Genomic DNA, 26,508 nt, shown 5'->3' on the forward strand with positions numbered 1-26,508 from the left:
TGTTATGGCAGAATTGGTCTACGACAAAACCGGACGCCTCCTCTTTACCAAGGAGATGAAGGAGGAGTACACCCTCCTGGTACCCCAGATGCTCCCCATGCATTTCGCCATGCTGGTGCGGGTCATCCAGACCATGGGCTACAAGGTAGAAATGCTCAACACCTCGGGAAAGAGTATCGTTGATTATGGACAGAAATACGTCCACAACGACGCCTGCTATCCCGCGATCCTGGTCATCGGCCAGTTGATCGACGCGGTGAAGAGCGGCAAGTACGACCCCCACAAGGTGGCCCTGGTCATCACCCAGACCGGCGGCGGCTGCCGGGCTTCCAATTACATCCATATGCTCAGGAAAGCCCTGGAAAAGGCCGACCTTGCCTATGTTCCCGTGATCTCGGTGAATATGTCCGGCCTGGAAAAAAACCCGGGCTTTACCCTCACCCTTCCCTTTATCCGCAAGGCCCTCTACGCCGTGTTCTACGGCGACCTCATCATGAACGTATCCAATCAGGTCCGCCCCTATGAGATCACTCCCGGCGATACTGAACGGGCCATCCAGGCGTGCATGGACTTCCTCCTGGACGATATGGGCCGCGGCAAGGGCATGAGCTACAAGTCCATGGTCACCAATTTTGACCGCATCATCGACCGCTTTCAGGCAATCCCCGTCACCGGGGAGGAAAAGGTCCGGGTGGGCGTGGTGGGAGAGATTTATGTCAAATACTCTCCGCTAGGCAACAACAATCTGGAGCAGTTTCTCCTCTCCGAAGGCGCTGAGCCCGTGGTGCCCGGCCTCACCGACTTCGTCATTTTCAAGATCTACAACCGGGACGTGGATGTGGACCTCTACGGCGGCAAGTGGATCAAGCAGAAGTTCTGTCAAATATTCGCTGGCTACATCAAAAAGTATCAGCGCGCTATGATCGACGCACTCAACCGCTCCGGACGTTTCCGGGCGCCTGGTGATTTCGACGAACTGCACCACTATATCAAGGGCTATCTGGGCGACGGCAACAAGATGGGCGAGGGCTGGCTCCTTACGGCTGAAATGCTGGAACTCATCCATACCGGTGTACCCAACATTGTCTGCACCCAGCCCTTCGGATGCCTGCCCAACCACATCGTGGGCAAGGGCATGATCCGCAAGCTCAAGGATGACTACCCCTGGAGCAATATCGTGGCCATCGACTACGACCCGGGCGCCACCAAGATCAATCAGGAAAACCGCATCAAGCTGATGCTGGCCAACGCCCGCACCCTGGCCCGCCAGCATGAGGCCCAGGCATCCGGAGGGGCGGAGGGAGCCTCCCCCGCCCGGGAGACCGCAGGGGCAGTGGGCTGAGCCGGATGGAGTCCCTGCATTTCGTCGACGCCTGTACCAGCGAGCATTTTTTCGCCATGTCCCGTATCCACGCGCTGGGCTGGCGGACCACATATCAGGATGCGGTGCCGGCGGCGTATATGGCCCGGGAAATCACGGACGATCGCTGGGTGCCTTCCTTCCGCGACAATTACGAATCTGGGCGCTGTCACGGTCTTCTCCTTTACAACGGGAACACCCCTGTGGTCTGCTGCAACTATGGCCCGGCCAGGGCGGAGGACGGCGCCTATTCCGGCTGGGGCGAAATCATTTCCTTCTACGCCCATCCGGCGGAAAAGGGGAAGGGATACGGCGGGCTGCTCATGGAGGAGGCGCTCCGCCGCCTGCGGATATCCGGCTTCTCCCGGTGCTATGTTCTGGTCCTCCGGGAGAATGAGAACGCCCGGCGGTTTTACTCTGACCACGGCTTTGCCTGGGACGGCACCCAGGTGGAGATCCCCTTTCCGCCGGACACCGTCTGTATTGATCTCAGGTATGCAAGGGAGCTGTGACACAATGAAAAAATGCGCTTGGTTGCTGACTGCCCTGTTTCTTTTGGCAGGCTGCACCAGAGAGGAGCCCGCTCGCATCTGGACGCCCTCTCCCGCATCTCCCACCCCCTCCGCAGCCGTCTCGCCGGAGCCGGAATCGGCTTGGTGGGAGGGCCTGGTGGAGGAGGACCTCCCAACCGGGCTGGCCTCCCCAGACCAGTTGGGAGCGCTGGGGGAAGAGGAGGTCCTGCTGCTGGGCCGCACCGCCGTCACCTCCCTCTATGTTCTGGGCGGTGACAGCGGCATCCTCCTGCTGCGGAATGGGCGCCTCTCCCACTTTGGCCAGCAGTTCTCGCCAAAGGACTCATTATCCCTTCCCGAGCTCTACCAATGGGATTACGACGGCGACGGCCTGGACGAGCTGGCGGTGCGCTACCTGATGGAGGCGGAGGGCGATCAGATCGTTTACGACCTGCATATTTACGACTGGTCGGACGAGACCTGTACCGATCTCCCCGTCACTAGGGATGCCTGTGCCGACAGGGCTCTGGCAGCGGTGACCAGCGACTACGATCCCGGCAGCGGTACCCTTACCCTCTCTTACGGGGACACCAGCGCGGTCTATCGCTTCCCGGAGCAGTACCGTCAGTCCCCGGGCAGGATATCCTTTGCTACCAGCTTTTTTCGGGAACAAAACGGTGTGTTTACCGTTATTCTGGGCGCCAGAGCGGAGTCCACCGGCGCGTGGTTTGCCAATGTTTTGGCGGACATCGAATATGACGGGGCGGATTTCACCCTCCGCAACCTCCGGGTGGAGCCCACCACCGTGGTGTGACCTCCGCCTTCCTGAAAGGATGGTCTAGGTTTGGACGAAAACAAGATGGGGACCATGCCGGCGCGCCGCCTCCTCCTCCATATGGCTTGGCCGATGATGCTCTCCATGTTCATCCAGGCCCTTTACAACATGGTGGACTCCATGTTTGTCTCCTGGATGAGCGGCGAGGCCTTTCAAGCGCTGGCACTGGCCTACCCTGTGCAGATGTTCATGATCGCCGTCTGCGTGGGCACCGGCGTGGGCGTCAACGCGCTTCTATCCCGCCGCCTGGGAGAGCAAGACAGAGCCGGGGCCAGCGCCGTGGCTATGAACGGTGTTTTCGTTTATCTTCTCTCCTGGCTGGTCTTTCTTCTTTTCGGCCTCTTTTTGGCCCGGCCCTTCATGGGCTTTTTCACCTGCGACCCGTTGATCACGGACTACGGCGGCATCTATCTCTCCATCATCACCTGCTGTTCTGTGGGGATCACCATGCAATTCGCCACCGAGCGCATTCTGCTGGCCAGCGGCGATCCTTTGGGACCCATGATCATCCAGGGCATCGGCGCGGTGCTCAACCTGATCCTTGACCCCCTTCTCATCTTTGGATGCGGCCCCGTTCCCCCTCTCGGCGTTGCGGGCGCGGCGCTGGCCACAGTGTCGGGACAGCTTCTGGGGATGACTGTGGGCTTTTTTCTCGTGTCCGGACGAAAGGACCTCTCCCTCTCTCCCCGGCGCTTTCGCCCCAGCGGAGACGTCATTCGGGAGATCTACCGCATCGGGCTGCCTGCCATCGTGATGCAGTCTCTGGCCACCTTTATGACCTTGGGGCTCAATAAAATCATGGCCCTCTTCTCTGAGAGCGCCGTCTTTATTCTGGGCGTTTACTTCAAGATCCAATCCTTCATCTTTATGCCGGTATTTGGGCTCAACAACGGGCTCACCCCTGTGGTGGGATATAACTACGGCGCCCGGAGCCGGGGCCGCATCGTGGCGCTGATCCGCTTTGCCCTGGAGATCGGCGCGGTCATCATGGCGGCGGGTACGCTTTTGCTGGCTCTCTTTCCCCACCGCTTTCTCCAGCTCTTCCACGCTGAGAGCAACGTCCTCGCCACCGGCGTGTCCGCGCTACGGATGATCTCCTCCGGCTTTGTCTTTGCCGGGGTCTCCGTGATCCTATGCGCCGCTTTTCAGGCCATGGGAGCGTCCATGCTGAGTCTGGCGGTCTCACTGTCCCGCCAGTTGGTCCTGATCCTGCCCGCAGCGCTGCTGCTGGGCCGTTTCTCACCACGCTTTATGTGGCTGTGCTTCCCCATTGCGGAGCTTCTCTCGTGCCTGCTGGCGCTGCTTTTCTACCGCAAGGTCTACCGCGAGAAGCTTGTGCCCATGTCGGAGAGATGAGTTTCGTTTCCTGATTGTTATAACTTTGTAGTTGTTTTCCGCGCATAGAGCGGGTATAATCTACAAATGAACCATTCTGTACGCCTGTGAACGGAAGGGAGGGCCTTCCTTTTGAGAAAGCTTTTTCTGTTGTGTGCCGCCTGCCTGCTGGTTCTGGCCGGCTGTACCAATGACCCTGAACATGGATCCTCTACCCCCGCCCCTGACGCCGGAACTGTTACCCCTGTGGATACCCCCACCGCCGCACCCTCCGCCCCGACCACCGCGCTCCCCGTGGAGTCCACACCCCTTGTCTCCCCCACGGCCGCGCCCGCCACTGACACCGCCGTTCTTCCGGAGCCCTCTCCCGATGTGAGCCAGCCGCCCCTGCCGGAGGAGACCTTCGACCCGGACGCGCTGACCCTGGATGACTTTCCAACTCAACTGATAACCAGCGGCACCGCAGTTCTGGAGGGCACCGAACCGCTCTACCTCATTGCCCAGATTCCCGACCACGACACTTGGCTCTACGGCCTCAGCGGCGGCTACGGACTCATTCTCCGGGTGGGCACCCAATGGAAAAACCTGGACCTGGGCTATCTTACCCCCCGCGCCGTCCTGCCCGCCATGGCCTACGGCGATTTCGACGGAGACCTGGAGCTGGAGCTGGCTCTGCTGGTCTACACAGACTCTGGTACCGGCGTGAGCATCTGGGATCTCCACATCATTGAATTTGAGTCCGAGATGCTCTGGACGGATTGTTGGTTTGCCCCGCCGGATTATCAGGCCATTCTGTCTCAGATCGTGACCTATACCCATGACCCGTCGGTCGGCGGGGTTACCATCGCCGCCGGGGAGAGCCGCCGGTTCCAGCCGGACCCCGCTCTGCAGCAGGACGGCCTGACGCCTGGCGCTTTCCAGACCGGCCAGTGCGGGGACGGCATCGTCAGTTTCTCTGTCTCCGGCGACGCCATCCGCGCCGATTTCGGTGTCTCCCTCTTCTATGAAAACATCGTTCCCTCCGTGGAAGCGGGCAGTGTGCAGGCCGACGTCATCTTTACCGGCTCCGCCTTCGGCCTGGCCAATTTCATGGTTGTAGCGGACGCCCCCGCATAATAGAAAGGAAGGGGCGGAACCGTCTGGTTGGGAGGACCTGCCATAAGGAAGCTAACACCCGCCGAGAAGAAGCTGCTTTTCGGCGGGTGTTTCTTTATAACGATCTCACCGACAACTCGGAGTTAGGAGAGATAAAATGGATAGACCGATCACAACGCTGTTTATGCTTATGTCTGTTGATGGAAAAATCAGTACAGGGGCAACAGATGATTTAGATGTAGACAGAGATTTCCCTAAAATTGTGGGCGTTCAAGAAGGACTGCACCAGTATTATGAGATAGAGCAGACAACCGATTTGTGGTCGCTCAATTCTGGCAGAGTACAGAAAAAGATGGGCGTCAACTCGAAGGGAATGCCGAATAAGTCGTCTGTTTCCTTTGTAATCATCGACAACAATCATTTGACCAAACAAGGTATTCGCTATTTTTGCGCCCGCTCAAAAGAATTTGTGCTGGTCACATCCAACGCAGACCATCCGGCATTTCAGGTGAATGAGGACAACCTTCATATCATCTGTCAGAGCAAGCTGTCTTTGCCTGATGCACTTGCAAAACTCAGGTCAGAATATGGCTGTGAGAGAATCACCATACAAAGCGGCGGTACATTAAACGGGCTGTTTCTTCGGGAAAAGCTGTTTGATTATATTGATATTGTTATTGCCCCCATTTTAATTGGCGGCAAGGATACATCCACACTGATTGATGGGAAATCTTTGCTATCAGAAAGTGAATTATCCCAATTGGGTGTGCTGAAATTGCAAGAATGTATGGTCTTGGAAAACTCGTATCTCAGATTGCGTTACCAGGTAATCCACTGACAACTTCCAGTTTGCTGCTCTTTCCTACGAGCACTTTCCCCGAAATTGTCATAGTGGGTTACATACTATAAACAGGGCAAGGCAGACCATTGCGGTCTGCCTTGCCCTTAACTTCTTTATGAAGCCTTACCCTTCCGCCGTTCCTTTTTTACTGTTTTCCTCTTTCCGGCAGCAGGACGCCCACCAGAATACCCAGGAGAGCCGGGATCACCCAGCCCAAGCCAATGGAGGCCAAAGGCACCGCGTCCAAGAGCGGGATCGGGACTCCCAGATCCTTTAGCGCAAAGAGGACGCTGCACACACCGGTAACCGCCACAGGGACCGAATAGGCGCAGCGATGCTCCGCCAGCCGCTTCTGAAAGAAGGAGAGCGCAATGAGCACAATGGCCACCGGGTAGATCGCCCCCAGAACTGGAACGGATATCCGAAGGATAAGGTCCAGCCCGGCATTTGCGATCGCCATGCTTACCACCGCAAACATCGCGGCCCATCCCCGATAAGAGAGTCTGGGCCAGAGCAGGGAAAAATACTCGCCGCAAGAGCTGATGAGCCCCACACAGACATTGAAGCAAGCAATGACAAAAATCGCCGCCAGCAGCAGGCTGCCGGTTTTTCCAAACAGGGCGGGAACAATATTGGTCAGCACCACCGCGCCGTTGGCGGCCCCCGGGAAAGCCCCGCCGGACAGCGCTCCCACGTGGGCCAGCATGGAATAGACGGCCAGAAGCATGGCACCGGCGATCCAGCCGGCCCGGACCGTACTCTTCACCACATCCTCTTCCCGCTCCACTCCCATGGCACGGATATTCAGGGAAATGATGATGCCGAAGACCAGGGCAGCAATGGTGTCCATGGTCTGGTAGCCGTCTAGGAAGCCTTTCGCCACGGGATTTGCGGCATAGGCCGCATCCTGGGGCGGTCCGTAGCCCTCCAGCGGATTTACAAGACAGCCTACGAAGGTGACCACGATCAGCAGGATCAGAATGGGGCACATGACCTTGCCCAGGCGATCCGTCAGCTTCTCCGGACGGAGCGCCACCCACAGGGCAGCGGCGAAAAACACCAGCGAATAGAGCAGTTGAAGCAGCCCGAGGGGGGCGTCCGGCCCCGCAAAGGGAGGGACCGCCATCTCAAAGGAGGTGCTGGCCGTTCTGGGAATGGCCAGACACGGGCCAATGGACAGATAGGCCAAAATGGTGAACACCCGTGAAAAGAGTGGATGTACCCGGTTCCCCAGCGCGGCAAGTCCCCCGGACCGTGCCACCGCCACCACGCCCAGCACCGGCAGTCCCACTGCGCTGAACGCCATTCCCAGCATGGCGGGCCAGGTGAGCGTTCCCGCCTGCGCGCCGACTCCAGGTGGGAAAATCAGGTTCCCCGCGCCAAAAAACATGGAAAAAAGGGTGAATCCAACCAGCGCCTGGCGTTTTCCACTGAGCTTTTTCATCGCGCCCCTCCGTCCGACCGAAATCTCACATCTTTAGGAATTTATTATACCGGAGTATTCTCCCATTGTAAACAGGCCGTTTCGCCTGTCCGTGAGATTCTATGAAAAAACTCTTGTGCTTTCGATCAGAAAGTAGTATATTGTCATATGTACAAGTTCCGGTTTTTACCGGTGAAAATGGAAGCGGGTGAGAATCCCGCGCGGTCCCGCCGCTGTATGCGCATCAGGCCCCTCCATTGTTGCCACTGAGAATGTTCACATTCTTGGGAAGGCGGAGGTTTCGCCGCGTAAGCCAGAAGACATGCTTGTATATCTCTTGTCTGCTTGCGTGGAAACGAGCCTGGACAGAGTTTCAGTATGGAGCCGTTTTGCTCTCATACTGGTTTTTTGCGACGAATTCGGGTCGCATAGCCGTAATGGCTATGCGACCCTTTTTATTTTTTCAGAGGTGATTCTGCATGCACCAGCCCTTCTTTGACGATCTTCGCACCCTGATGTATCCCTCCGCCCTGCTTCATACCTTCGGGGTCAACGGGAAGGTCTCCGGCAGTGTGGGGGCGGCCGGAGAGATAGGCGGCGGTGTGGTCGTCATACTCCACGGCCCAAGGGGCTGCGGCTTTCACTACCGGCACTCCGCCAGGCGCCGGCACCAGCCCTTTTACCCTCTGCTGTGCTCCGACCTCACGGAGCGCGAGATCATATGCGGTGGAGCGGACGCGCTGCGCCGCACCGTCTCGGAAGCTTGGGATCGCTACCGTCCCGCCCTCATTCTGATCGTCCCCACCCCTGTGAGCGATATCTTGAACGAGGACATCCGCGCTGTAGCGGAGGCGTCCCGCACCCAGGGGATTCGGGTGGCTGCCGTCCAGTCGGAGCTCTTCTCTCACCGGGACAAAAACTATTCCCGCACGCGGGTGCGGGAGTTGGCCCGTCAGAAAATCACCGGAGACAACCGTCTGGAACTGGAGCTTAAGGGGTGCGGCTTTACGGAGGCGCTCTGGGCCCTGGTGGAGCAAGTGATGGAGCCCCAGCCCCCCCTTCCCCGCAGCGTGAATATTGAGACGGTGGGCTGGGGGAGCGAGGGCACCCTGGTTCTGAAGGAAATCGGTTCTTTTCTGGGCCAGTGCGGCATCACCGTCCACTGCTGGATCCCCAGCGCGCCGCTGGAACTTCTGATAACGGCGCCGGCCGCCCGGCTCAACCTGGTCAAACGAGTCCGCTGGGCCCGGAGGATGAAGGAAAGGTTCGGCACCGACTATCTCCATCTCGGCGGCGCCGGACGCTATACGGGCCTGGAGGGTATCGCCCTCTTTTACCGTGATATCGGGGAAAAGCTGGGCCTTCTAGACGAGATGGAGCCCCTTATCGCCGCAGAAACGGAGAAGGCGCTGGCCCAGACCGAAACGGCCCGCCGCACACTGGCGGACTACCGCTGCGCTCTGGTGTGCCGCGGGCTACAGACCGCTCCGCTTCGCCTCAAGCTGTATGCCAGCCTGGGGCTGCCGATCAGCCACATCTGTCTGATCCTGACCCCCGAGATGCGCCGCGAGATGGCCCTGACTCCAGAGCTGGAGGCGCAGCTGATGGACCGGATTCAGGACGCCGCGGGGCTTTATGCCGGCGGCAGCCCCATCCTGCTAAATCCCGGCGAGGCGGAACTGCGTGAGGTCTTTGCCGTTGTGGACGCGGTGGTGGGCACGGGGGACGTTACCCTGGAAGGGCTGGGCGCGCCCCTGATCCCCGCTATGAGCGAGACCGTCTCCCTCTCTTTTGAGTCCTATGTCCGGAACGTATTCCGCCTCTGTGACCGGCTGTCCGCCCGCACCGCACGGGACGAACTCATTCTGAACCGGATGCCCTTTCAGACCCGCTATTACCCCCTGTATGACGGCTCTGAAAGTCTGTGGGCCAAAGAGATGTGGGAGCGCATGTGGCTCTATCGAAAGGAAGATGTGCAATGAAAACGGCGGACGGCTGCAAACTCTTTGGCGCGCATCAGGCCCTTACCGGTATCCAGGGCGGCGTGGTCCTGCTCCACTCGGTGGTGGGGTGTAATTTTGGCTCTATGGCTTTCCATGCGGCCTGTGATATGGCGGACATCCGCCAGACCTGCACGGTCATCAGCGACAGCGATGTGATCTTCGGCGGGGAGGAGTCGCTGTCCCGCGCCCTGCGTCACGCGGAGGAGCTCTGCTCCCCTGAGGTGATCTTCCTGGTGACCGGCTGCGTCAGTGATATCATTCAGGACGATGTCCATTCGGCGGCAAAGGCCTTTCAGGGGCGGGCCAGAGTGGTGACCGTGGAGGCCGCCGGCTACCGCGGCGGGTTGGAGGACGGCTATGAGGCCGCCCTGACCTCCTTGTCTGAGCTCATGTCCCCCCTCCCCACCGCGGAAATTCCCGCCATAAACCTGCTGGGGCTGGGTGCAGACGACCATCGGGCCGGCCCGGACCTGGAGGCCCTCCGGGGCCTGCTCCATGGCAAGGTCCGCCTGAACACCGTACTCTCCCGCTGCTCGCTGGAGGAGCTGCGGCGCGCCCCGTCGGCAGGGCTCAATGTGGTCCTGGGCCGGGGCGTGGGCCTGGCCCGTGAGATGGAGCGGCGGTTCGGCATTCCCTTCGAGGTGCTGGACTATCCCTACGGCCTTACCGGTGCCGAAGGGCTCTGGCATTGTCTGGAACGCCGATTCGGGCTGGATTTTTCCGAGGAGCGCGCCTCCTTCCGCCGACGGACCGCCGAGGGACTTCGCCCGGTCTACTCCTATCTTCAGGCCCTCTATGGCATGCCGGTCTCCCTGATTGGCTCCGGCGCCCGGAGCCGGGGCATGGCCCGCTTTCTTATCCGCGAACTGGGGATGGAGGTGGCCTGCCAGGCGGAGCGCGAGGCGCTGACCGATCTGGAGGACTTTTTCGACAGGGTCCGCGCCTCTGAGACCGCCGTACTGTTTGGTTCGTCTTTTGAGGCAGAGCTGGCGGAAGAGTTGGAGATCCCTCTGCTCCGCTATGACTACCCGGTTTTTGACCGGCTCTGCGTGACCTGCCGTCCCTACGTCGGCGCAGAGGGGACGCTCTGTCTGACGGAGGACCTGCTCAACGAGATCATGGGGACGTGGAATCAAAAGGGGGCGCTGTACCAGTGAAAAAGATCTGTGTCTACGGCAAGGGTGGCATCGGCAAGTCCACCACCGTGGCCAACGTGGCGGCCGCGCTGGCAGAGGAGGGTCTGAGGGTCGCCGTGGTGGGCTGCGACCCCAAGGCGGACTCCACCCGGTGCCTCATGGGCCGCCGGATCCCATCCGTACTCGACCAGCTTCGGACCGGCTCTGCCGCTCCGGTGTCCTTCACCGGATACCGGGATATTCTCTGCGTGGAGTCGGGCGGGCCGGAACCCGGCACAGGCTGCGCGGGCCGGGGCATCGTGGCCGCCCTTCGTGAGATCCAGGACAGGGGCCTGCTGGAGGACAGAGATGTCGTCCTCTACGACGTCCTTGGAGACGTGGTCTGCGGCGGCTTCAGCATGCCTCTGCGGGAAGCGATCGCCGATGACGTGTACCTGGTGACCACTTCAGACTTTATGGCCGTCTATGCCGCCAACAACATCTGCCGGGGCGTTAAAAAATATGCGGAAAGCGGCGGCGTCCGCCTCTCCGGAGTGGTCTACAATGGTCGGAGCGGACGGGATGACCCGTCGGTGGCCCTGCGTTTTGCACGCCTGGTGGGAACGGAGCTGGCGGGCGAGATTCCCATGAGTCCCCTCATCGGCAGAGCAGAGCTGGAACGGCGGACCGTTCTGGAGGCGTACCCGGACAGCCCGGTGAGCCAGAGCTTCCGCGCCTTGGCCAGCCATATGTATGCCCGCGGCGCCCGCTGCATCCCTACCCCGCTCTCCGACGAGGAGGTGGAGTCCCTGTGCCGGGGCTGACCGGTCCGGCGGCGGAGCACCCCTGTTTCAGCGGTGGGGCCCATCGCCGGTTCGGGCGCATCCACCTGCCGGTGGCCCCGCGGTGCAATCTCCAGTGCGCCTACTGCGACCGCCGCTATGACTGCCCCAACGAATCCCGCCCCGGCGTGACCTCCTCTCTCCTGACGCCGAAGGATGCCGTCCAGCGGACCGCCCTGGCCCTGGCCCGGGAGCCCCGCATCCGGGTGGCCGGGGTGGCCGGCCCCGGAGAGCCGCTGGACAACCCTGAGACCTATGAGACCTTTCGTCTGCTCCACCGCCGCTTTCCTGCACTCACCCTTTGTGTGAGCACCAACGGGCTGCTGCTGCCGGACCGTGTGGAGGCGCTGACGGACTGCGGCGTGCGCACGCTCACCATTACGATCAACGCCGTCCACCCCGGACCTGCGGCGGCGCTTTATTCCTCCGTGCGCTGGCGGGGCACCGTCCTGCCTCCCGAAGAAGGCGTTCCCCTTCTCCTGTCCAGGCAGCGCGAGGGTCTGGAACGCGCGGTCCAGGCCGGTTTCACCGTAAAGGTGAATACCGTTTTGGTCCCCGGCGTCAATCAGGATGAGATCCCCTCCATTGCGGCCCTGGCCGGAGCGGCCGGAGCCGCACTGATGAACATCACGCCCCTCATCCCCTGCGGACTTCTGGACGGGCGGGCTCCGCCCACCCCCGCCCAGCTGCACCATGCGCGCCGCCTGGCGGGCGCCCACCTCCCCCAGTTCACACACTGCCGGCAGTGCCGCGCTGACGCCTGCGGCGTACCCGGTCTGGAAGCCAAGGAGGCGCCGTCTGGATCACATCCAGTTTTGAATAGATCCCGCACCCTTTGAGGTGCAGAGGCAGCAATCGACCTAGTAAAGAGAAGGAGTATGTATATGAAAAAAACGATATCCCTGTTCCTTGTCCTGGCTCTGGCGCTCAGCTTGGCCGCCTGCGGCGGGCAGACCGCCCAGAGCCCCGCTCCCACCCCGACGGCCGTGCCGGAGTCCCCGGCGGCGGAAGCCCATTATCCCGTCACCATCACCTCCTACAATGAAAACGGAGAAACCTATACCCAGACCTTTGACCAGTGCCCCGAGCGGGTGGTGAGCATCTCCCAGGCCAATACCGAACTCCTGCTGGCCCTCGGCCTGCGGGACAAGATCATCGCCACCGCCCACCGCTTCAGTCCGGTCTATGAGCCCCTCGCGGAGGAATATAACTCCATCCCCTTCATCGCAGAAAAGGGATACCCCGCCAAGGAGGTGGTGCTGGACCAAGAACCCGACATGATCGTGGGCTGGGGCTCCCTCTTCGCGGAGGACGCCCTCGGCCCTGTCTCCGAGTGGAACGACCGCGGCGTGGGTACTTATCTGATGAATAATACCGTGTCCGGCCTTGGAAACCGCACGGTGGAATTTCTCTATGACGACATTGAAACGCTGGGGCAGATCTTTGACGTCGAAGATGCGGCGCAGGCCATGATCGACGATATGAAGACACGGATCGCCGCCATCGGCGAGAAAGTCTCCGCACTCCCCGACGAGCAGCGGGTCCGGGTTGTCACCGTTCAATACGTCTATGAAAATGAATTTCTGGGCCGCGGCGGCACCGATTTCAACCGGGCTCTTACCGAGTTGGCCGGCGGCATCCAGGTCAACGACAACGGCGAACAGAGCATGGAGGTTCTCATCGATCTGGACCCGGACGTGCTGGTGATCCTGGACCTCTCCTCCTCCCCCGCCCAGGAGAAAATCGACGCCATCAAGGCAAATCCCACCCTTCAGAACATCAAAGCCGTACAGAACGACCGGTTTGTCGTGCTGGATCATGCCGCCTTTTACTGCGGCGGACCCCGCACGGTAGAGGCCATCGAAACGCTGGCCGCAGCCTTCTATCCCGACCTCTTTTCCGCGTGAACCACCGGCTCCAGCCGGTCTTTCATAGAGATTCAAAGGAGTATGAAACATGAAAAAACTGGTATCCCTGATCCTTTCCCTGGCCCTGGTGTTCAGCCTGGCCGCCTGCGGCGGACAGACCGCCCAGAGTCCCGCCCCCACGCAGTCCCCTGCGCAGTCCGACGCTGCGGAGGGCCCCGTCACAATCGAAAACGGCGGCCGCACCCTCACTTTTGGAGAGGTCCCCCAGCGGGTGGTCTGCCTCAACATGCAGATGACCGAGATGATGCTGATGCTGGGCCTGGGCGACAAGGTAATCTACACCTGCTACACCAACGCAGAGCCCATGGTCCAGATCAAAGACGCCTTCAACGCCATTCCCCTGCTGAGCGAAAAGTACCCCTCTACGGAGGTCCTGCTGGGCGCTGAACCCGACTTGGTTCTGGGACAGCGCTTCGGCTTCACAGAAGACAAGGCCGGCACCGTGGAGACGCTGGCCGATCACGGCCTGCCCGCCTATGTCTCCGAGGGTACCCTGGCCTCTGAGGAAAAAATCGAGAACATCTATCTGGATATTGAAAATCTGGGCAAGATCTTCCGGGTGGAGGACCGCGCCGAGGCCCTCATCGGCGAGATGCAGGACAAGGTGGCCGCGGTGGCGGAAAAGACCGCCGGTGTGGAGGACAAGATCACCGTCTTTGTCATGGACTCGGTGAAGGAAAATGAGATGTACACCTGTGCCAAGTCTATGGAGACCGAGGTCATCAAGCTGGCCGGCGGCATCAATGTCTGCGAGAGCGACAGTGCCGAGCAGTGGTTCTATGTCTCCGCCGAGACCCTCATTGATAAGAATCCCGACGTCATCCTCTTTAACCAGTATGGCTCCACCCCTGTGGAAGAGAAGATCGCGGCCATCACCTCCAATCCGGCCCTGGCCAACGTGGACGCCGTGAAAAATCGCCGCTTCATGACCACCGTGCTCCAGGACGTCAACGAATCCGTCCGTGTGGCCGATACCGTGACCCGGTTCGCCCACTCCTTTTACCCCGAACTCTTTGAGCAGTATCCCGTCACTATCACCTCTTACAATCAAGAGGGGCTCCTTTACGACCAGACCTTTGACGCCTGTCCCCGCCGCGTGGTCTGCAACCAGCCCCAGGCCATTCAGCTCCTGCTGGCCCTGGGTCTCGGCGACAAGATCGTAGGCGCCTGCCGGAGCGTGGGGGACGTCAATGAGAAGTATACCGCCTCCTTTGAGGCCCTCAACTTCATCAGTGACAACGACAGTCCTTCCAAGGAGGTCGTGCTGGACCAGGACCCCGACCTCATCATCGGCTGGGGCAGTACGTTCGGTGAGAGCACCCTGGGCCCCGTCTCCGACTGGAACGACCGTGGCATTCACACCTATATCGTGGACAACAGCGCTTCCGGCGGCGACAATCCCCAGCCTCGCACCGTGGAGCGGCTCTATAACGACATTGAAAACTTCGGCAAGATTTTCGGCATCGAGGATCGGGCGCAGGCCATGATCGACGATATGAAGGCCCGCGCCGCCAAAATTGCCGAGCGGGTGGACACCCTCCCCGAGGAGGAGAAGGTGACGGTGCTCACGGTGCAGATGGTCTATGAGAATGAGTTCTTCGGCCGCACCTCCACCGACTTCACCCACGACCTTATCGAAAAGGCCGGCGGCATCTGCCTGGACGAGGCTTTCGGCAAGCAGAGCATCGAAAACCTCATCAAGCTCAATCCCGACGTCATTGTGGTTATCAACCGCACCGATTCCCCTGCTCAGGAGAAGATCGACTCCTTGAAGGCCAATCCCTCCCTGGCTTCCGTCCCTGCGGTGGCCAACGACCGCTTTGTCAGCCTGGACTATGTGGACTTCTACGGCGGGAATTACGAGACCATAGACACCATCGAGCATCTGGCCCAGGGATTCTATCCCGACCTGTTCCAGTGAGGAGGGCTGCCCTGTGAGCCGGCGTGATGACGCCTTTCCCACGCTCCGCCGCCGCTTCCCGCTGGGGCCGGTCACCGCGGCGCTGCTGGTCCTGCTCGGCCTCTCGGTGGTGGTCTCCATCACCTTCGGCCCCGTACATATTGAGTCCGGAGAGGTGGCCCGTATTCTTTCCTGCAAGTTCGCCTCTCTGTTCTCCTACAGCGTCCCCGGCTCGGAGGAGGTCCTCTCCTCCTCCCGGGCAGACATCATCTGGAACATCCGCTTCCCCCGTGTCCTGATGGCGGTGATCGTGGGCGCGGGTCTGTCCGTCTCCGGCGTGGCAATGCAGGCGGTGGTCCGCAATCCCCTGGCCAATCCCTACGTGCTGGGCATTTCCTCCGGCGCCTCCCTGGGCGCCACCATGGCCATTCTCCTGGGCGCCTTTACTGTGTTCGGCAACTATGGCGTATCGGTAGGCGCCTTCCTGGGGGCGCTGCTCACCTCCCTGTTCGTCTTTACCATCGCCTTTTCCGGGAAATCCAGGGGCAACACCATCAAGCTTCTCCTGGCCGGCATGGCCATCAACGCCATCTGCTCCGCCTTTACCAACTTTATCATCTACACGGCCAAGGACGCCGAGGGGATCCGTTCCGTCACCTTCTGGACCATGGGAGGGCTCACCTCCGCCTCCTGGAACCTGCTGGGCATTCCCGGCGTGGTGGTACTGGTGGGCGTTGCCTTCTTCCTCACGCAGTTCCGGGTCCTCAACACCCTGCTCATCGGCGACGAGTCCGCCCTCACCCTGGGCATTAATGTGACCGCCATCCGGCGGGTCTATCTGGTGGTCTCCTCCGCCCTCACCGGCGTGGTAGTGGCCGTGTCCGGCACCATCGGCTTCGTGGGGCTCATCATCCCCCATGTGGTCCGCATGGTGGTTGGCTCCGACCACCGCAGGGTGACGGTGATCTCCGCCATTGTGGGCTCCATTTTCCTGGTGTGGTGCGACGTGGTGGCCCGGATGATCCTGGGCAATACCGAGCTGCCCATCGGCATCGTCACCTCCATGATCGGCGGGCCCTTCTTTGTGTGGCTGATGCTGACGAAATCCTACGGATTTGGAGATGAATAGATGGATATACGTGCGGAACAGGTGGCCGTCCGGCTGGGCGGCAGGACCATCATTGAAAACATCGACATGGAGGTGTCCAACCGGCAGTTCGTGGGGATCGTGGGTCCCAACGGCAGCGGGAAATCCACCTTCCTCAAGACCATTTACCGCGCGCTGAAGCCCTCGGGCGGCAGCGTGTGGCTGGACGGCAGGCCCATGGATCAGGTCTCCCTGCGGGAATCGGCCAGGATGCTGGGCGTCATGACCCAGATGAGCACACTCAACTTTGACTTCCGCGTGGAGGAGGTCGTACTGATGGGGCGCACGCCCCATAAAAAACTCATGGAACAGGACGGAGCCGAGGATTACCGCCTGGCCCACGAAGCCCTGGAGAAAACCGGCATGGCAGAGTATGCCGACCGGAAATTCAACACGCTCTCCGGAGGTGAGCGCCAGCGGGTGCTGATGGCCCGCGCGCTCACCCAGCAGCCCAGGGCCATGATCCTGGATGAGCCCACCAACCACTTGGATATCCAGTACCAGCTCCAGCTTCTGCAGACCGTGCGCGCCCTGGACATCGAGATCTTCGCCGCCATGCACGATCTGAACCTGGCCCTCGCGTACTGCGACAAGATCTATGTCATGAGCCAGGGCCACATCGTGGCCAGCGGGCCTCCGGTCCAGGTCCTCACCGCCGCGCTCATCCGCCAGGTGTTCCATGTGGAGGCCCTGATCACCGATATGCCGCAGTTGGGGCGCAAAAACATTGTATTCCTGTCCGCATGAGCGGAGAATGACAGAAAAGCAGAGAAAGGAACGATTCTATGAAAACCACCTCCAGGCTCTTGGGACTGTGTCTGTCCCTGTCCATGCTCTTCGCCCTTCCGGCCTGCTCCGGAGGGCAATCCGCCTCTTCCGCTCCGTCGGAGACCACCCCCGCCCCGACCGAGTCCTCCGCCGCAGAGGAGAGTCATTATCCCGTCACGGTCACCACCTACAACCAGAACGGCGAAGAGGCGGAACAGACCTTTACCAAATGTCCCGAGCGGGTGGTGAGCATTTCGCAGGCCAACACGGAAATGCTGGTCAGCCTCGGGCTTTCCGATCTCATTGTGGCCACCGCCCACCGCACCAGTACCCCCTGGCCCGAGACCGCCGCGGAATATGAGTCCCTCAATTTCCTGGCGATGGACGACTATCCCTCCAAGGAGGTCGTGCTCTCTCTGGAGCCCGACCTCATCGTGGGCTGGGGCTCCCTCTTCGCCGACGACGCGCTGGGCGCCACCTCCGACTGGAATGCCCGCGGCATCAACACCTATCTGATGAAAAACACGGTCTCCGGTCTGGGTAAGCGGAACTTTGAATTCCTGATCCAGGATATTGAGAACTTCGGCAAAATCTTTGACATCGAGGAAAAAACAGACGCACTGGTGGCCGATATCCGCTCCCGGCTGGCCGCGGTGGAGGCGCGCACGGCCGATATTCCTGAGGATGAGCGGCCCACCGTGCTCACCGTGCAGATGCTCAAGGACAATGAGTGGTTTGCCCGGGCCGATACCGACCTCACCGCCAATATCATCGAACTGGCCGGCGGCAAGTGCCTGGACGAGGAGTACGGCTATGCCAGCATGGAGGTCCTGATCGACAAGAACCCGGACGCCATCCTGGTCATCGACCGCGAGACCAAGCCCGCCGCCGACACCATTCAGGGCCTGCTGGACAATCCCGCCCTACAGGAAGTCACCGCCATCAAGAACCAGAATTTCTATACCATCACCCATGTCTCCTTCTACTGCGGCAGCATGCAGACTATCGAGGATATCGAGGGTCTCTCCGAGATGCTCCACAAGTGACCGCCGCTGTGGTCTAGATAGAGCCGCCCCGTCCAGCCTGTGCCGGACGGGGCGGCTCTATTGTCTCTTTCTGACCTCACATGGCCTCCGCCAGGTCCACCGCCTGTCGGATGGCGTCCATCACCTTTCCGATCTTCTCCGCGTCGCCTATGATATGTACGTGCTCCATGGAGCCCGCAAGCGCCTCATAGAGTCCGCGATTGCAGATGCTGCCTACACAGACGACCACGGTATCGCAGGGGATGCGCAGCTCTGCCGGCCCGCTCTCACCCTCCGTCTCAAGGACCGCCTCCGTGTCGGTGAGCTCCCGCACCTTGGAAGAGGTATACTTTTTAACGCCCAAACGCTTCAGGTCCCGCAAGACAGGCCCTGCGCATCCGGGGTCAAAGCCGTTTCCGATCTTCTGCGCCATCTCTACAATCGAGACGCTTCGGCTGGATGTGTTCAGCAGGGCCGTAATGGTCTCGATGCTTTCCGCCCGCTCCTTCATCAGGAACTTCAGCAGCTCCGCAGACAGGCTGCCCCTGTCCGCCAGATACTGCGCCACCTCGCATCCCACGGCGCCGCCGCCGATGACGACCACATTTTTGCCGGGCATGACCTCCCGGCTCAGGACCTGTCCTGAGAGTACCACAGGGATCTTTCCCGTGCTCTTGATCGGAAGCGCGCGGGGCACAGCGCCCGCCGCGATCACCACCTCATCAAAGCCGCCTGACCTGATCTCCTCCGCCACAGCGGTATGGCTGAGCTCCACACGGATCGCCCGCTTTTTCAGCATGGCCTCATAGTAGTCGATGAGGGTCCTGAACTCGCCCTTGGATATCGGTGCGCAGGCCAGGTGGAGCTGCCCCCCGATCCGCCCGCTCTGCTCCCAGATCGTTACCTCGTGCCCCCGTTTGTCCGCCTCCAGGGCAAACTCGCAGCCCGCCGGACCGGCTCCCACCACGAGGATCTTTTTTCTGGTCCCCGGGGCCTTCGGCGTCTGATAAAGATACTCCCGTCCGGCCCGCGCATTGATGAGGCACTCCACCGGCCTGCCAAAAAATGATCGGGCCAGGCACCCCTGATTGCATCCCAGGCAGCGTCTGATCTCGTCCTGCCGCCCCTCCGCCGCCTTGCTGGGCCACTCCGGATCGGCCAGCAGTGGACGCCCCAGGCAGATCATATCCGCCCGGCCCAGCGCCAGGACCTCTTCACAGACATCCGGATCGTTGTTTCGGTTGGATGCCATGACCGGGATATGTACGGCCGCCTTCACCGCTGCGGCCAGATACGAGAAACCGGACCGCGGCAGGTCCCCGGTGATTTGCGGGACAATGGATTCGTGCCAGCCGCCGGTCACATTGATGGCGTCTACCCCCGCCTCCTCTGCTGCCTTGGCAAACCGTACCGCGTCGGAGCAGTCGGTGGCGCCCGGGATAAAAGCGTTTCCGGTGATACGGATGGTAACGGGGAAGTCCGGCCCTACAGCCTCCCTTACCCTTCTGATGACCGCAAGAGGGAACCGGCACCTGTTCTCCCAGCTCCCTCCGTATTCGTCCTCCCGAAGATTGGTGGTGGGCGAGAGGAACTGGCAGATCAGGTACCCCGCCGAGCCCAGTATCTCCACTGCGTCGAAGCCCGCCTTTTTGGCCCGCACCGCCGCCTCCGCCCACTTCTCCTCCACCTCGTGGATCTCGGCGACGGTCATGGCCCGGGGCGTCTCCCTGGTATAATTCGAAAATACGGCAGAGGGGGCCCAGGCCTCTTTCCCGGTATTCTTCTGCTTGGCGTATCGTCCGGCGTGGTAGAGCTGCACCGCAAGCTTTACATCAGGCGCAGCGCCGTGGACTGCATCGGTAAACGCTCGCCAGCCTGGGATATCGTCGTCGGCGCGCAGGCTCATCATATCCAGACTGTAGCCGTAATCGTCTATCCGGCAGCCGCCGGCAATGATCAGTCCCACTCCGCCCTTTGCCCGCTCGATGTAGAACTGCTTGATCCGCTCATTCACATGGCCATCCTTGCAGTAGGCCAACTGGATGGGGGCCTCTACGATCCGATTTTTTACCGCCATCCCGTTGATTTCAATTGGGGAAAACAACCTTTTATACTCCACTTGCTCTTTCTCCCTTCCCATCTCGTCTATTCCCACATAAAAAAACGGATAATTATAATCAATATATAACAATCCTTCCAAAGATGCAAGATAGAAAAGCGCCCTTTGTCCGGATTCATTCAAAGCGAGTCCGGCAGGACCCATGCATGGGAGCGCAGCAGGGCCCCGGACGGCCGGTACCGTCCGGGGCCCTGTCCCCTTTTCCGTTTTTATATCTGCTCCACAAACCTCAGGAATGCCGCCCGGCCCTCCGCCGTGCGCTTGTACACCCCCGCGTGTTCCAGCACCTGGGCGAACACCAGGCCGGTCTCCTTCTTCACAATGTCCAGGGCATTCTCAGCCGTGATATCATACTTGCCGCGGAACGCTTCGGCCCAGTCCGCGTGCTTGGCGGTGCGCGCATCGGCCCGGAGGTCCGCCCCTTCCGCCAGAGCCTCCGCCAGCACAGAGAGCTCCTCCTTCAGCCGGGCGGGCAGCACCGCCAGGCCCATGACCTCGATCAGGCCGATGTTCTCCTTTTTGATGTGGTGGAGCTCCGCGTGAGGGTGGTACACGCCCAGGGGGTGCTCCGGAGTAGTGATATTATTCCTCAGCACCAGGTCCAGTTCATACCGGCTTCCCCGCCGCCGGGCGATGGGCGTGATGGTATTATGGGGCTCGCCTTCCGTCTCCGCAAAGAGGAACACGGCTTCGTCGCTGTACACCCTCCAGGACTTCAAAATCCGGTCGGCCACGTCCACCAGCCGCGCAGGGTCCTCGTGGGAGAGGCGCAGCACGGACATCGGCCACTTGACGATTCCCGTCTCCACATCCTCATAGCCGCGGATGCATACCTGGGTCTCCACCGGCGCTTTCTCCATGGCGAAGGTATAGTGTCCGCCCTGGAAGTGGTCGTGGGCCAGAATCGATCCCCCCACGATGGGCAGATCGGCGTTGGAGCCCACAAAATAATGGGGGAACTGCCTCACAAAGTCCAGCAGCTTGGCAAAACAGGCCCGGTCGATCCGCATCGGCACATGCTCCCTGTTGAGGCAGATGCAGTGCTCATTGTAGTAGACATAGGGGGAGTACTGCAAGAACCAGGGACTGCCGTTGATGGTAATGGGAATCATGCGGTGGTTGCCGCGGGCGGGGTGGTTGACCCGTCCCGCATAGCCCTCATTCTCGGCGCAGAGCTGGCACCGCGGATAGGCCGAGGCCGGTAAATTCCGGGCAGCGGCGATGGCCTTGGGGTCCTTCTCCGGCTTGGAGAGATTGATGGTGATATCCAGCTCGCCGTACTCTGTCGGGGCGACCCACTTCACATCCTTTGCGATCCGATCCCTGCGGATATAGTTGGTATCCTGGCTGAACCGGTAATACCAGTCGGTGGCACGCTCCGGGCTTTCTGCGTAGAGCGCCCGGAACCGCTCAATGACCTGCGCGGGCCGGGGGGTGAGCCGTCCCATCAGCATGGTGTCGAAAAGATCCCGGTACACCACCGAGTCCTCCGGGAGCACCCCGCGGGCGTGGGCGTCATCCATCAGCTCTTCCAGCACAGCCGGAAGGTCGATCTCCCCCTCCGGGGACCCCGTGGGCTGGGTGTAGCTGTCCAGCTTCAGTGCCTCCAGGATAGCGTTTACCGCCCATATGCGCTCGCAGGGGTCCACCAGGCCGGTCCGCTGGGCATAGCATGCCAGCTTATCTACCGCCTCGTCGATCATGCCTTCTCCTCCTCATATCCGTTGGGATGGCTCCTGTGCCAGCTCCAGGCCGTAGAGAGGATGGTCTCCAGCTCGTCATATCGGGGAGCCCAGCCCAATACCGCCTTTGCCCTCTCGGAGGACGCCACCAGTTGTGCCGGGTCCCCGGCCCGCCGGGGAGAGACCTGTGCCGGGATCGGATGCCCGGTCACGGCACGCGCGGCGTCGATGACCTCCTTCACCGTAAAGCCGACACCATTGCCCAGATTGAACACATCGCTCTCTCCCCCCCGGAGCAGATGATCCAGCGCCAGGACATGCGCCTGGGCCAGGTCGGTGACGTGGATGTAATCCCGCACACAGGTGCCGTCCTTTGTGGGATAATCCTCGCCGAAAATGGACACATATTCCCGCTGCCCGTTGGGCACCTGGAGGATGATGGGCACCAGATGTGTCTCCGGGTTGTGGCCCTCGCCAATGGCCCCAGAGGGATGGGCGCCGCAGGCGTTGAAATACCGCAGAGCCACATATTTGAGCCCATGGGCGCGGGATACCCAACCCATCATGCGCTCCATGGCCAGCTTGGTCTCTCCGTAGCAGTTGGTGGGCGAAGTCGGGTCCGTCTCCAGAATGGGCACCCGTTTCGGCTCGCCGTAGGTGGCCGCAGTGGAGGAAAACACGATCTTGTCCACTCCGTGGGCCACCATGGACGATAGCAGCACCGTGGTGCCGCAGAGGTTATTGTCATAATACTTCAGGGGATCCGTCATGCTCTCCCCCACCTGGGAGGATGCGGCGAAGTGGACCACGCCCTCGATCTGCTCCTCCTCAAAAATCCGGTCCATGGCCGCCCTGTCCCGGATGTCCGCCTGATAGAAGCGGGCCCTGGGATGGACCGCCTGCCGGAAGCCGGTCTGGAGGTTGTCCGCCACCACTACGTCCCGGCCCGCGTCGATGAGCTCATACACGGTGTGAGAGCCGATGTATCCGGCTCCGCCCAATACCAAAATCGCCATAGATGACCTTCCTTTCCCACTGCTGCCGATGTTCTCCGACACCAGTATATCCGTCGGCGGTTTCTCTGGCAAGCAAATTTTTAGTAAAAATTTATCTTTGTCAAAATCGCCGGAACCGGCGCCGCGTTCCTGTCTATTTCGCCGGGACGCCCACGCTCTCCCGGCACACCAGAGAGGGCGGCACCACCACCTTGACCGGAAGGGTACGGACCGGTGGCCGCCCCGGCACCCGAGCCCGTTCCGCCAGCAGACGGACGGCAGTGCGGCTCATCTCCTCTACGTGGGTGGAGACCGAGGTGAGGGCGGGGGTCACCAGCTCGGAGAGGGGGGTGTCGTTAAAAGAGACCAGAGAGACGTCTTCCGGAATGGACAGCCCCGCCTCCTCCAGCGCCCGGATCGCCCCCATGGCCGTCTCCTCGCTGGCGGTGAGAAAGGCTGTGGGAAGCCGCCCGCCGTCGGCGAGCCAGCCCCGCAGCGCGCCGGCGGCGGAACGCGCATCCATGGGCGTCTCCACCAGGAGCTCCGGGTCCAGAAGGCCGTGCGCCTCCATCAGGGAGAGGAACCACGTCCTGCGGACCTCCGGCGCTGGTTCCTTTCGATCTCCCAGCCTCCAGGCCGGCCCGATAAATCCGATCCGGGTGTGCCCCAGGCCCAGAAGATGGTCCAGGGCCAGCCGGATGCCCAGCTCATAGTTGAGGACTACGGAGTCGAACCGGGCGTCATCCGGCGAAGAGTTGAGAAACACCACGTTTTCGCTGACGCTCCGCAGGGACTCCGCCTGGGCCGGTGTAAAACGGCCGATGGCCACCACACCGTCTGCCGCCATCCCCTCCGGCGATACAAAGCCCTCCCCTCTCGGAGTCAGGGGAAGAAACGCATATTTTTGATCCAGGCAGGCCTGCTCCACATAGCCGCGGAGGTAGAGGTAAAACGGGTCCCGGAGCTGTTGGGCCGGCGTGAGCATCTCCGCCACCGCCACCCGGAGCAGATGCTTGGGCGAGCGTCCGCGGCGGCTCTTGGTGGCGGCGTAATTCAGCCGCCCCGCCTCTTCCAGCACCCGTTTCCGCGCCTCCTCGCTCACCGCCAGCGCGGGGTCCCCCGTCAGAATGCGCGAGATCGTCGCCGGAGAGTAGCCAGTGCGCTCCGCCAGCTCCCGCAGTGTGGCCATAGTTGTTCCCCTTTCATTTTTACTAAAAATATTGTACTCTATCAGGCTCTGTTTTTCAAGTGATGGATCGTGGCGCGGAGGTGCGGTTCTTTTACACGAAACCGGATTCCTTCACGTTCAAAGGCCTGCCTGGTATCCTTTTGATTCCTTTCACATTTCATTGCTAAAATATTTATTTGCTCTATATTTTGACACGCTTTTAGCGCAAAAAGTGCAAAATTTATCGTGCCTTTCCCCGCATTCAGTGATACAATAACAGCATCCATGCAAACCATAAGGAGGATCCTGCGGATGAATTCCAAACAAGCCTGCGCCGCCCCAGATCTGCGCTATCTGCAAATGCTCTCCCGCCAGTACCCCACGGTACAAGCGGCCAGCAGCGAGATCATCAACCTCCAGACCATCCTGAACCTGCCCAAGGGCACCGAGCACTTTATTTCCGACGTTCACGGAGAATATGAGGCCTTTCTCCATATTCTCAACTCCGCCTCGGGCGTGGTGCGGGAAAAGGTGGACGCGCTCTTTGCCACCAGTGTTTCCAGGGCGGAGCGCGATCAGCTCTCCACACTCATTTACTATCCGTCGGAAAAGCTCTCCGAACTCTCCGGACAGCTCGAGGACAGGAACGAGTGGTACCGGATCACCCTTCACCGCCTTATTGACGTCTGCCGTCTGGTCACCTCCAAATATACCCGTTCCAAGGTCCGTAAGGCCATGCCCAAGGAGTATGCTTACATCATCGACGAACTGCTCAACACCAATTACGAGTTTCACGACAAGCGGGACCACTACGAAAACATCATCTCCACCATCATCGACATCGATCGGGCGGAGGACTTTATCGTGGCCGTGTGCAATCTCATCAAGCGCATGGTGGTGGACCGGCTCCACATGGTGGGCGATATGTTCGACCGCGGACCCCGGGCGGACATCATTATGGACGCCCTCATGGATTACCACACCGTGGACATCCAGTGGGGCAACCACGATGTGCTGTGGATGGGAGCCGCCACCGGTAGCCGCACACTGGTGGCCACCGTACTCTCCAACTCCATCCACTACAACAATCTGGAGGTCATCGAGACCGGTTACGGCATTTCTCTGCGGCCTCTGGCCCTTTTTGCCAATGAGATCTACAAGGATTGCGACTGCTCCTGCTTTGCCGCCAAATTCGCCGGAGACGACGCCGAGCAGTACACAGAGAAGGACAAAGCGCTGGCCGCCAGGATGCACAAGGCCATTACGGTCATTCTCTTCAAGCTGGAGGGGCAGAAGATCCTGCGCAATCCCGGCTTCGGCATGGAGGACCGGCTGCTGCTGGACAAGATCGACTATGCGCACAAATGCATCACGATTGGGGACGTCAAATATGACCTGGCCGACACCGATTTCCCCACCGTGGACCGGGAACACCCCTACGAGCTCTCTCCCGAGGAGGACGAGGTCATCGGCCAGCTCACCGAGTCCTTCCAGCGCAGCGAGAAGCTGCAAAAACATGTCCGCTTTCTCTATTCCAAGGGCGGGCTATACAAGGTATTCAACGGGAATCTGCTGCTTCACGGCTGCATCCCCCTCACCCCTGACGGCCAGATCATGAAATTCAGCGTGGTGGGCTGCAAGGATCTTGGCGGGCGCGCGTTCCTGGACCATGCGGAAAAGGTGGCCCGACAGGGCTATTACGCCAAGCCCGGCTCCCCGGAGCGCCTTGCGGGCATGGATTTCCTGTGGTTCCTCTGGTGCGGGCGCAATTCTCCGCTCTTTGGCCGTGACCGCATGACCACCTTCGAACGGCGGCTGATCAAAGACGAGTCCTCCTGGAGCGAGCCTAAGAACGCCTATTACACCTACTATCATGATCCTGCGGTGTGCGACGCTCTCCTCGCCGAATTCGGCCTGGAGGGTCCCCACTGCCACATCATCAACGGGCATATTCCGGTCAAGTCCAAAAAGGGGGAGAGCCCGTTCAAGGCCGGGGGCAAGCTCATCGTCATTGACGGCGGCTTCTGCCGGGCCTACCAGCCCACCACCGGCATCGCGGGCTACACCCTCATCTACAACTCCAACTGCTACCGCATCGTCTCCCATCAGCCCTTTTCCGGCAAGGGAAAGGCCATCCGCGAGAATCAGGATATCGCCTCCTCCTCCATGATCTTCGAGCGGATGGAGTCCACCGTGAAGATCTCACAGACCGATATCGGCAGTGAGCTCCAGGGACAGGTGGACGACCTGAAGGCCCTCCTCCGAGCCTACAAGATGGGCGAGGTGAAGGAGGACCACAAGGGCTGAGACGCCTCCTCCCACGTTTAGGGCCTGCGCTTTCCAGCGCTGCCCGGTTTGTCGCCGGAAGCATTTCAAACGCCGCCAAGAGACAAAGAGGGGCCGCTGCCAGGGCAG

At 60.7% G+C, this 26,508-nt stretch carries 21 protein-coding genes and 1 riboswitch; of the genes, 16 read left to right on the plus strand and 5 right to left on the minus strand.

The features are described from left to right. Positions 1 to 4 precede the first annotated feature (4 nt). The 6 genes from ABUA09_RS05600 to ABUA09_RS05625 all read left to right on the plus strand — a co-directional run bounded on the left by ABUA09_RS05600 (position 5) and on the right by ABUA09_RS05625 (position 5,975). Positions 5 to 1,342 (plus strand): 2-hydroxyacyl-CoA dehydratase, encoded by a 1,338-nt coding sequence (locus tag ABUA09_RS05600; protein ID WP_279202991.1) that lies wholly within the window; start codon positions 5 to 7, stop codon positions 1,340 to 1,342. 5 nt (positions 1,343 to 1,347) lie between these two features. Continuing rightward, positions 1,348 to 1,872: a GNAT family N-acetyltransferase gene (locus ABUA09_RS05605; protein WP_033117074.1), complete on the plus strand. Its 525-nt coding sequence runs from the start codon at positions 1,348 to 1,350 to the stop codon at positions 1,870 to 1,872. A gap of 4 nt (positions 1,873 to 1,876) precedes the next feature. Next, positions 1,877 to 2,686, plus strand: a complete 810-nt coding sequence (locus tag ABUA09_RS05610; protein WP_279202993.1) for a hypothetical protein — start codon at positions 1,877 to 1,879, stop codon at positions 2,684 to 2,686. 30 nt (positions 2,687 to 2,716) lie between these two features. Next, positions 2,717 to 4,063, plus strand: a complete 1,347-nt coding sequence (locus ABUA09_RS05615; RefSeq protein ID WP_349949196.1) for an MATE family efflux transporter — start codon at positions 2,717 to 2,719, stop codon at positions 4,061 to 4,063. A 111-nt stretch (positions 4,064 to 4,174) separates the two neighbouring features. Next, positions 4,175 to 5,158 carry a hypothetical protein gene (locus ABUA09_RS05620; protein WP_058117554.1) on the plus strand — a complete coding sequence of 328 codons (984 nt, stop codon included), beginning with the start codon at positions 4,175 to 4,177 and terminating at the stop codon, positions 5,156 to 5,158. A 136-nt stretch (positions 5,159 to 5,294) separates the two neighbouring features. Then, entirely contained in the window at positions 5,295 to 5,975 is a 681-nt protein-coding gene (locus tag ABUA09_RS05625) for a dihydrofolate reductase family protein (protein WP_195614288.1), read from the plus strand. Between the two features lie 148 nt (positions 5,976 to 6,123). On the opposite strand, the gene brnQ is transcribed toward ABUA09_RS05625, so the two are convergent. Next, the gene (gene brnQ, locus ABUA09_RS05630) at positions 6,124 to 7,422 is read right to left on the minus strand and encodes a branched-chain amino acid transport system II carrier protein (RefSeq protein WP_058117552.1); all 1,299 of its coding nucleotides are present in this window, start codon (positions 7,420 to 7,422) and stop codon (positions 6,124 to 6,126) included. Positions 7,423 to 7,558: 136 nt separating this feature from the next. Beyond that, positions 7,559 to 7,745: riboswitch (cobalamin riboswitch) on the plus strand. Between the two features lie 135 nt (positions 7,746 to 7,880). Between brnQ and ABUA09_RS05635 the strand changes: the two genes are divergently transcribed. Genes ABUA09_RS05635 through ABUA09_RS05675 form a run of 9 tightly spaced genes read left to right on the plus strand, consistent with a single transcriptional unit; the run spans position 7,881 to position 18,150 of the window. Further along, positions 7,881 to 9,383 carry a nitrogenase component 1 gene (locus ABUA09_RS05635; RefSeq protein ID WP_033117069.1) on the plus strand — a complete coding sequence of 501 codons (1,503 nt, stop codon included), beginning with the start codon at positions 7,881 to 7,883 and terminating at the stop codon, positions 9,381 to 9,383. Beyond that, complete coding sequence (locus ABUA09_RS05640; protein ID WP_195607624.1) at positions 9,380 to 10,561, plus strand: nitrogenase component 1; 1,182 nt, start codon at positions 9,380 to 9,382, stop codon at positions 10,559 to 10,561. The genes ABUA09_RS05635 and ABUA09_RS05640 overlap by 4 nt, the downstream gene beginning before the upstream one ends. Beyond that, the gene (locus ABUA09_RS05645) at positions 10,558 to 11,343 is read left to right on the plus strand and encodes a nucleotide-binding protein (RefSeq protein WP_075703684.1); all 786 of its coding nucleotides are present in this window, start codon (positions 10,558 to 10,560) and stop codon (positions 11,341 to 11,343) included. The genes ABUA09_RS05640 and ABUA09_RS05645 overlap by 4 nt, the downstream gene beginning before the upstream one ends. Then, positions 11,331 to 12,200 (plus strand): radical SAM protein, encoded by an 870-nt coding sequence (locus ABUA09_RS05650; RefSeq protein ID WP_279203004.1) that lies wholly within the window; start codon positions 11,331 to 11,333, stop codon positions 12,198 to 12,200. The genes ABUA09_RS05645 and ABUA09_RS05650 overlap by 13 nt, the downstream gene beginning before the upstream one ends. Before the next feature lie 45 nt (positions 12,201 to 12,245). Beyond that, positions 12,246 to 13,268 (plus strand): ABC transporter substrate-binding protein, encoded by a 1,023-nt coding sequence (locus ABUA09_RS05655; protein WP_208319032.1) that lies wholly within the window; start codon positions 12,246 to 12,248, stop codon positions 13,266 to 13,268. Between the two features lie 49 nt (positions 13,269 to 13,317). After that, a complete protein-coding gene (locus ABUA09_RS05660; protein WP_349949197.1) occupies positions 13,318 to 15,210 on the plus strand; it encodes an ABC transporter substrate-binding protein in 1,893 nt (630 codons plus the stop codon). A gap of 13 nt (positions 15,211 to 15,223) precedes the next feature. Further along, complete coding sequence (locus ABUA09_RS05665) at positions 15,224 to 16,318, plus strand: FecCD family ABC transporter permease (protein WP_227151739.1); 1,095 nt, start codon at positions 15,224 to 15,226, stop codon at positions 16,316 to 16,318. Further along, on the plus strand, positions 16,319 to 17,083 hold the full coding sequence (locus ABUA09_RS05670) for an ABC transporter ATP-binding protein (protein ID WP_033117064.1): 765 nt from the start codon (positions 16,319 to 16,321) through the stop codon (positions 17,081 to 17,083). 38 nt (positions 17,084 to 17,121) lie between these two features. Beyond that, on the plus strand, positions 17,122 to 18,150 hold the full coding sequence (locus ABUA09_RS05675) for an ABC transporter substrate-binding protein (RefSeq protein ID WP_227151740.1): 1,029 nt from the start codon (positions 17,122 to 17,124) through the stop codon (positions 18,148 to 18,150). A 76-nt stretch (positions 18,151 to 18,226) separates the two neighbouring features. On the opposite strand, the gene ABUA09_RS05680 is transcribed toward ABUA09_RS05675, so the two are convergent. From ABUA09_RS05680 to ABUA09_RS05695, 4 genes are all read right to left on the minus strand, one after another. Then, complete coding sequence (locus tag ABUA09_RS05680) at positions 18,227 to 20,248, minus strand: oxidoreductase (protein WP_227151741.1); 2,022 nt, start codon at positions 20,246 to 20,248, stop codon at positions 18,227 to 18,229. A 209-nt stretch (positions 20,249 to 20,457) separates the two neighbouring features. After that, complete coding sequence (gene galT, locus ABUA09_RS05685; protein ID WP_195969856.1) at positions 20,458 to 21,951, minus strand: UDP-glucose--hexose-1-phosphate uridylyltransferase; 1,494 nt, start codon at positions 21,949 to 21,951, stop codon at positions 20,458 to 20,460. After that, positions 21,948 to 22,946 carry a UDP-glucose 4-epimerase GalE gene (gene galE / locus ABUA09_RS05690; protein WP_058117542.1) on the minus strand — a complete coding sequence of 333 codons (999 nt, stop codon included), beginning with the start codon at positions 22,944 to 22,946 and terminating at the stop codon, positions 21,948 to 21,950. The genes galT and galE overlap by 4 nt, the downstream gene beginning before the upstream one ends. A 133-nt stretch (positions 22,947 to 23,079) precedes the next feature. Further along, positions 23,080 to 24,114, minus strand: a complete 1,035-nt coding sequence (locus ABUA09_RS05695; protein ID WP_195607628.1) for a LacI family DNA-binding transcriptional regulator — start codon at positions 24,112 to 24,114, stop codon at positions 23,080 to 23,082. A 291-nt stretch (positions 24,115 to 24,405) separates the two neighbouring features. Here ABUA09_RS05695 and ABUA09_RS05700 point away from each other — a divergent pair, with 291 nt between their 5' ends. After that, a complete protein-coding gene (locus ABUA09_RS05700; protein ID WP_033117058.1) occupies positions 24,406 to 26,400 on the plus strand; it encodes a fructose-bisphosphatase class III in 1,995 nt (664 codons plus the stop codon). Positions 26,401 to 26,508: the final 108 nt, after the last annotated feature.

Source organism: Intestinimonas sp. RTP31139st1_F5_RTP31139_211217 (assembly GCF_040226735.1).
Classification (GTDB): domain Bacteria; phylum Bacillota; class Clostridia; order Oscillospirales; family Oscillospiraceae; genus Intestinimonas; species Intestinimonas butyriciproducens.

Coding starts and splice junctions, on each gene's coding strand:
- ABUA09_RS05600 (WP_279202991.1), top strand. CDS start 5: ATGGCAGAATTGGTCTACGACAAAACCGGACGCCTCCTCTTTACCAAG.
- ABUA09_RS05605 (WP_033117074.1), top strand. CDS start 1,348: ATGGAGTCCCTGCATTTCGTCGACGCCTGTACCAGCGAGCATTTTTTC.
- ABUA09_RS05610 (WP_279202993.1), top strand. CDS start 1,877: ATGAAAAAATGCGCTTGGTTGCTGACTGCCCTGTTTCTTTTGGCAGGC.
- ABUA09_RS05625 (WP_195614288.1), top strand. CDS start 5,295: ATGGATAGACCGATCACAACGCTGTTTATGCTTATGTCTGTTGATGGA.
- brnQ (WP_058117552.1), bottom strand. CDS start 7,422: ATGAAAAAGCTCAGTGGAAAACGCCAGGCGCTGGTTGGATTCACCCTT.
- ABUA09_RS05635 (WP_033117069.1), top strand. CDS start 7,881: ATGCACCAGCCCTTCTTTGACGATCTTCGCACCCTGATGTATCCCTCC.
- ABUA09_RS05640 (WP_195607624.1), top strand. CDS start 9,380: ATGAAAACGGCGGACGGCTGCAAACTCTTTGGCGCGCATCAGGCCCTT.
- ABUA09_RS05655 (WP_208319032.1), top strand. CDS start 12,246: ATGAAAAAAACGATATCCCTGTTCCTTGTCCTGGCTCTGGCGCTCAGC.
- ABUA09_RS05660 (WP_349949197.1), top strand. CDS start 13,318: ATGAAAAAACTGGTATCCCTGATCCTTTCCCTGGCCCTGGTGTTCAGC.
- ABUA09_RS05670 (WP_033117064.1), top strand. CDS start 16,319: ATGGATATACGTGCGGAACAGGTGGCCGTCCGGCTGGGCGGCAGGACC.
- ABUA09_RS05675 (WP_227151740.1), top strand. CDS start 17,122: ATGAAAACCACCTCCAGGCTCTTGGGACTGTGTCTGTCCCTGTCCATG.
- galT (WP_195969856.1), bottom strand. CDS start 21,951: ATGATCGACGAGGCGGTAGATAAGCTGGCATGCTATGCCCAGCGGACC.
- galE (WP_058117542.1), bottom strand. CDS start 22,946: ATGGCGATTTTGGTATTGGGCGGAGCCGGATACATCGGCTCTCACACC.
- ABUA09_RS05695 (WP_195607628.1), bottom strand. CDS start 24,114: ATGGCCACACTGCGGGAGCTGGCGGAGCGCACTGGCTACTCTCCGGCG.
- ABUA09_RS05700 (WP_033117058.1), top strand. CDS start 24,406: ATGAATTCCAAACAAGCCTGCGCCGCCCCAGATCTGCGCTATCTGCAA.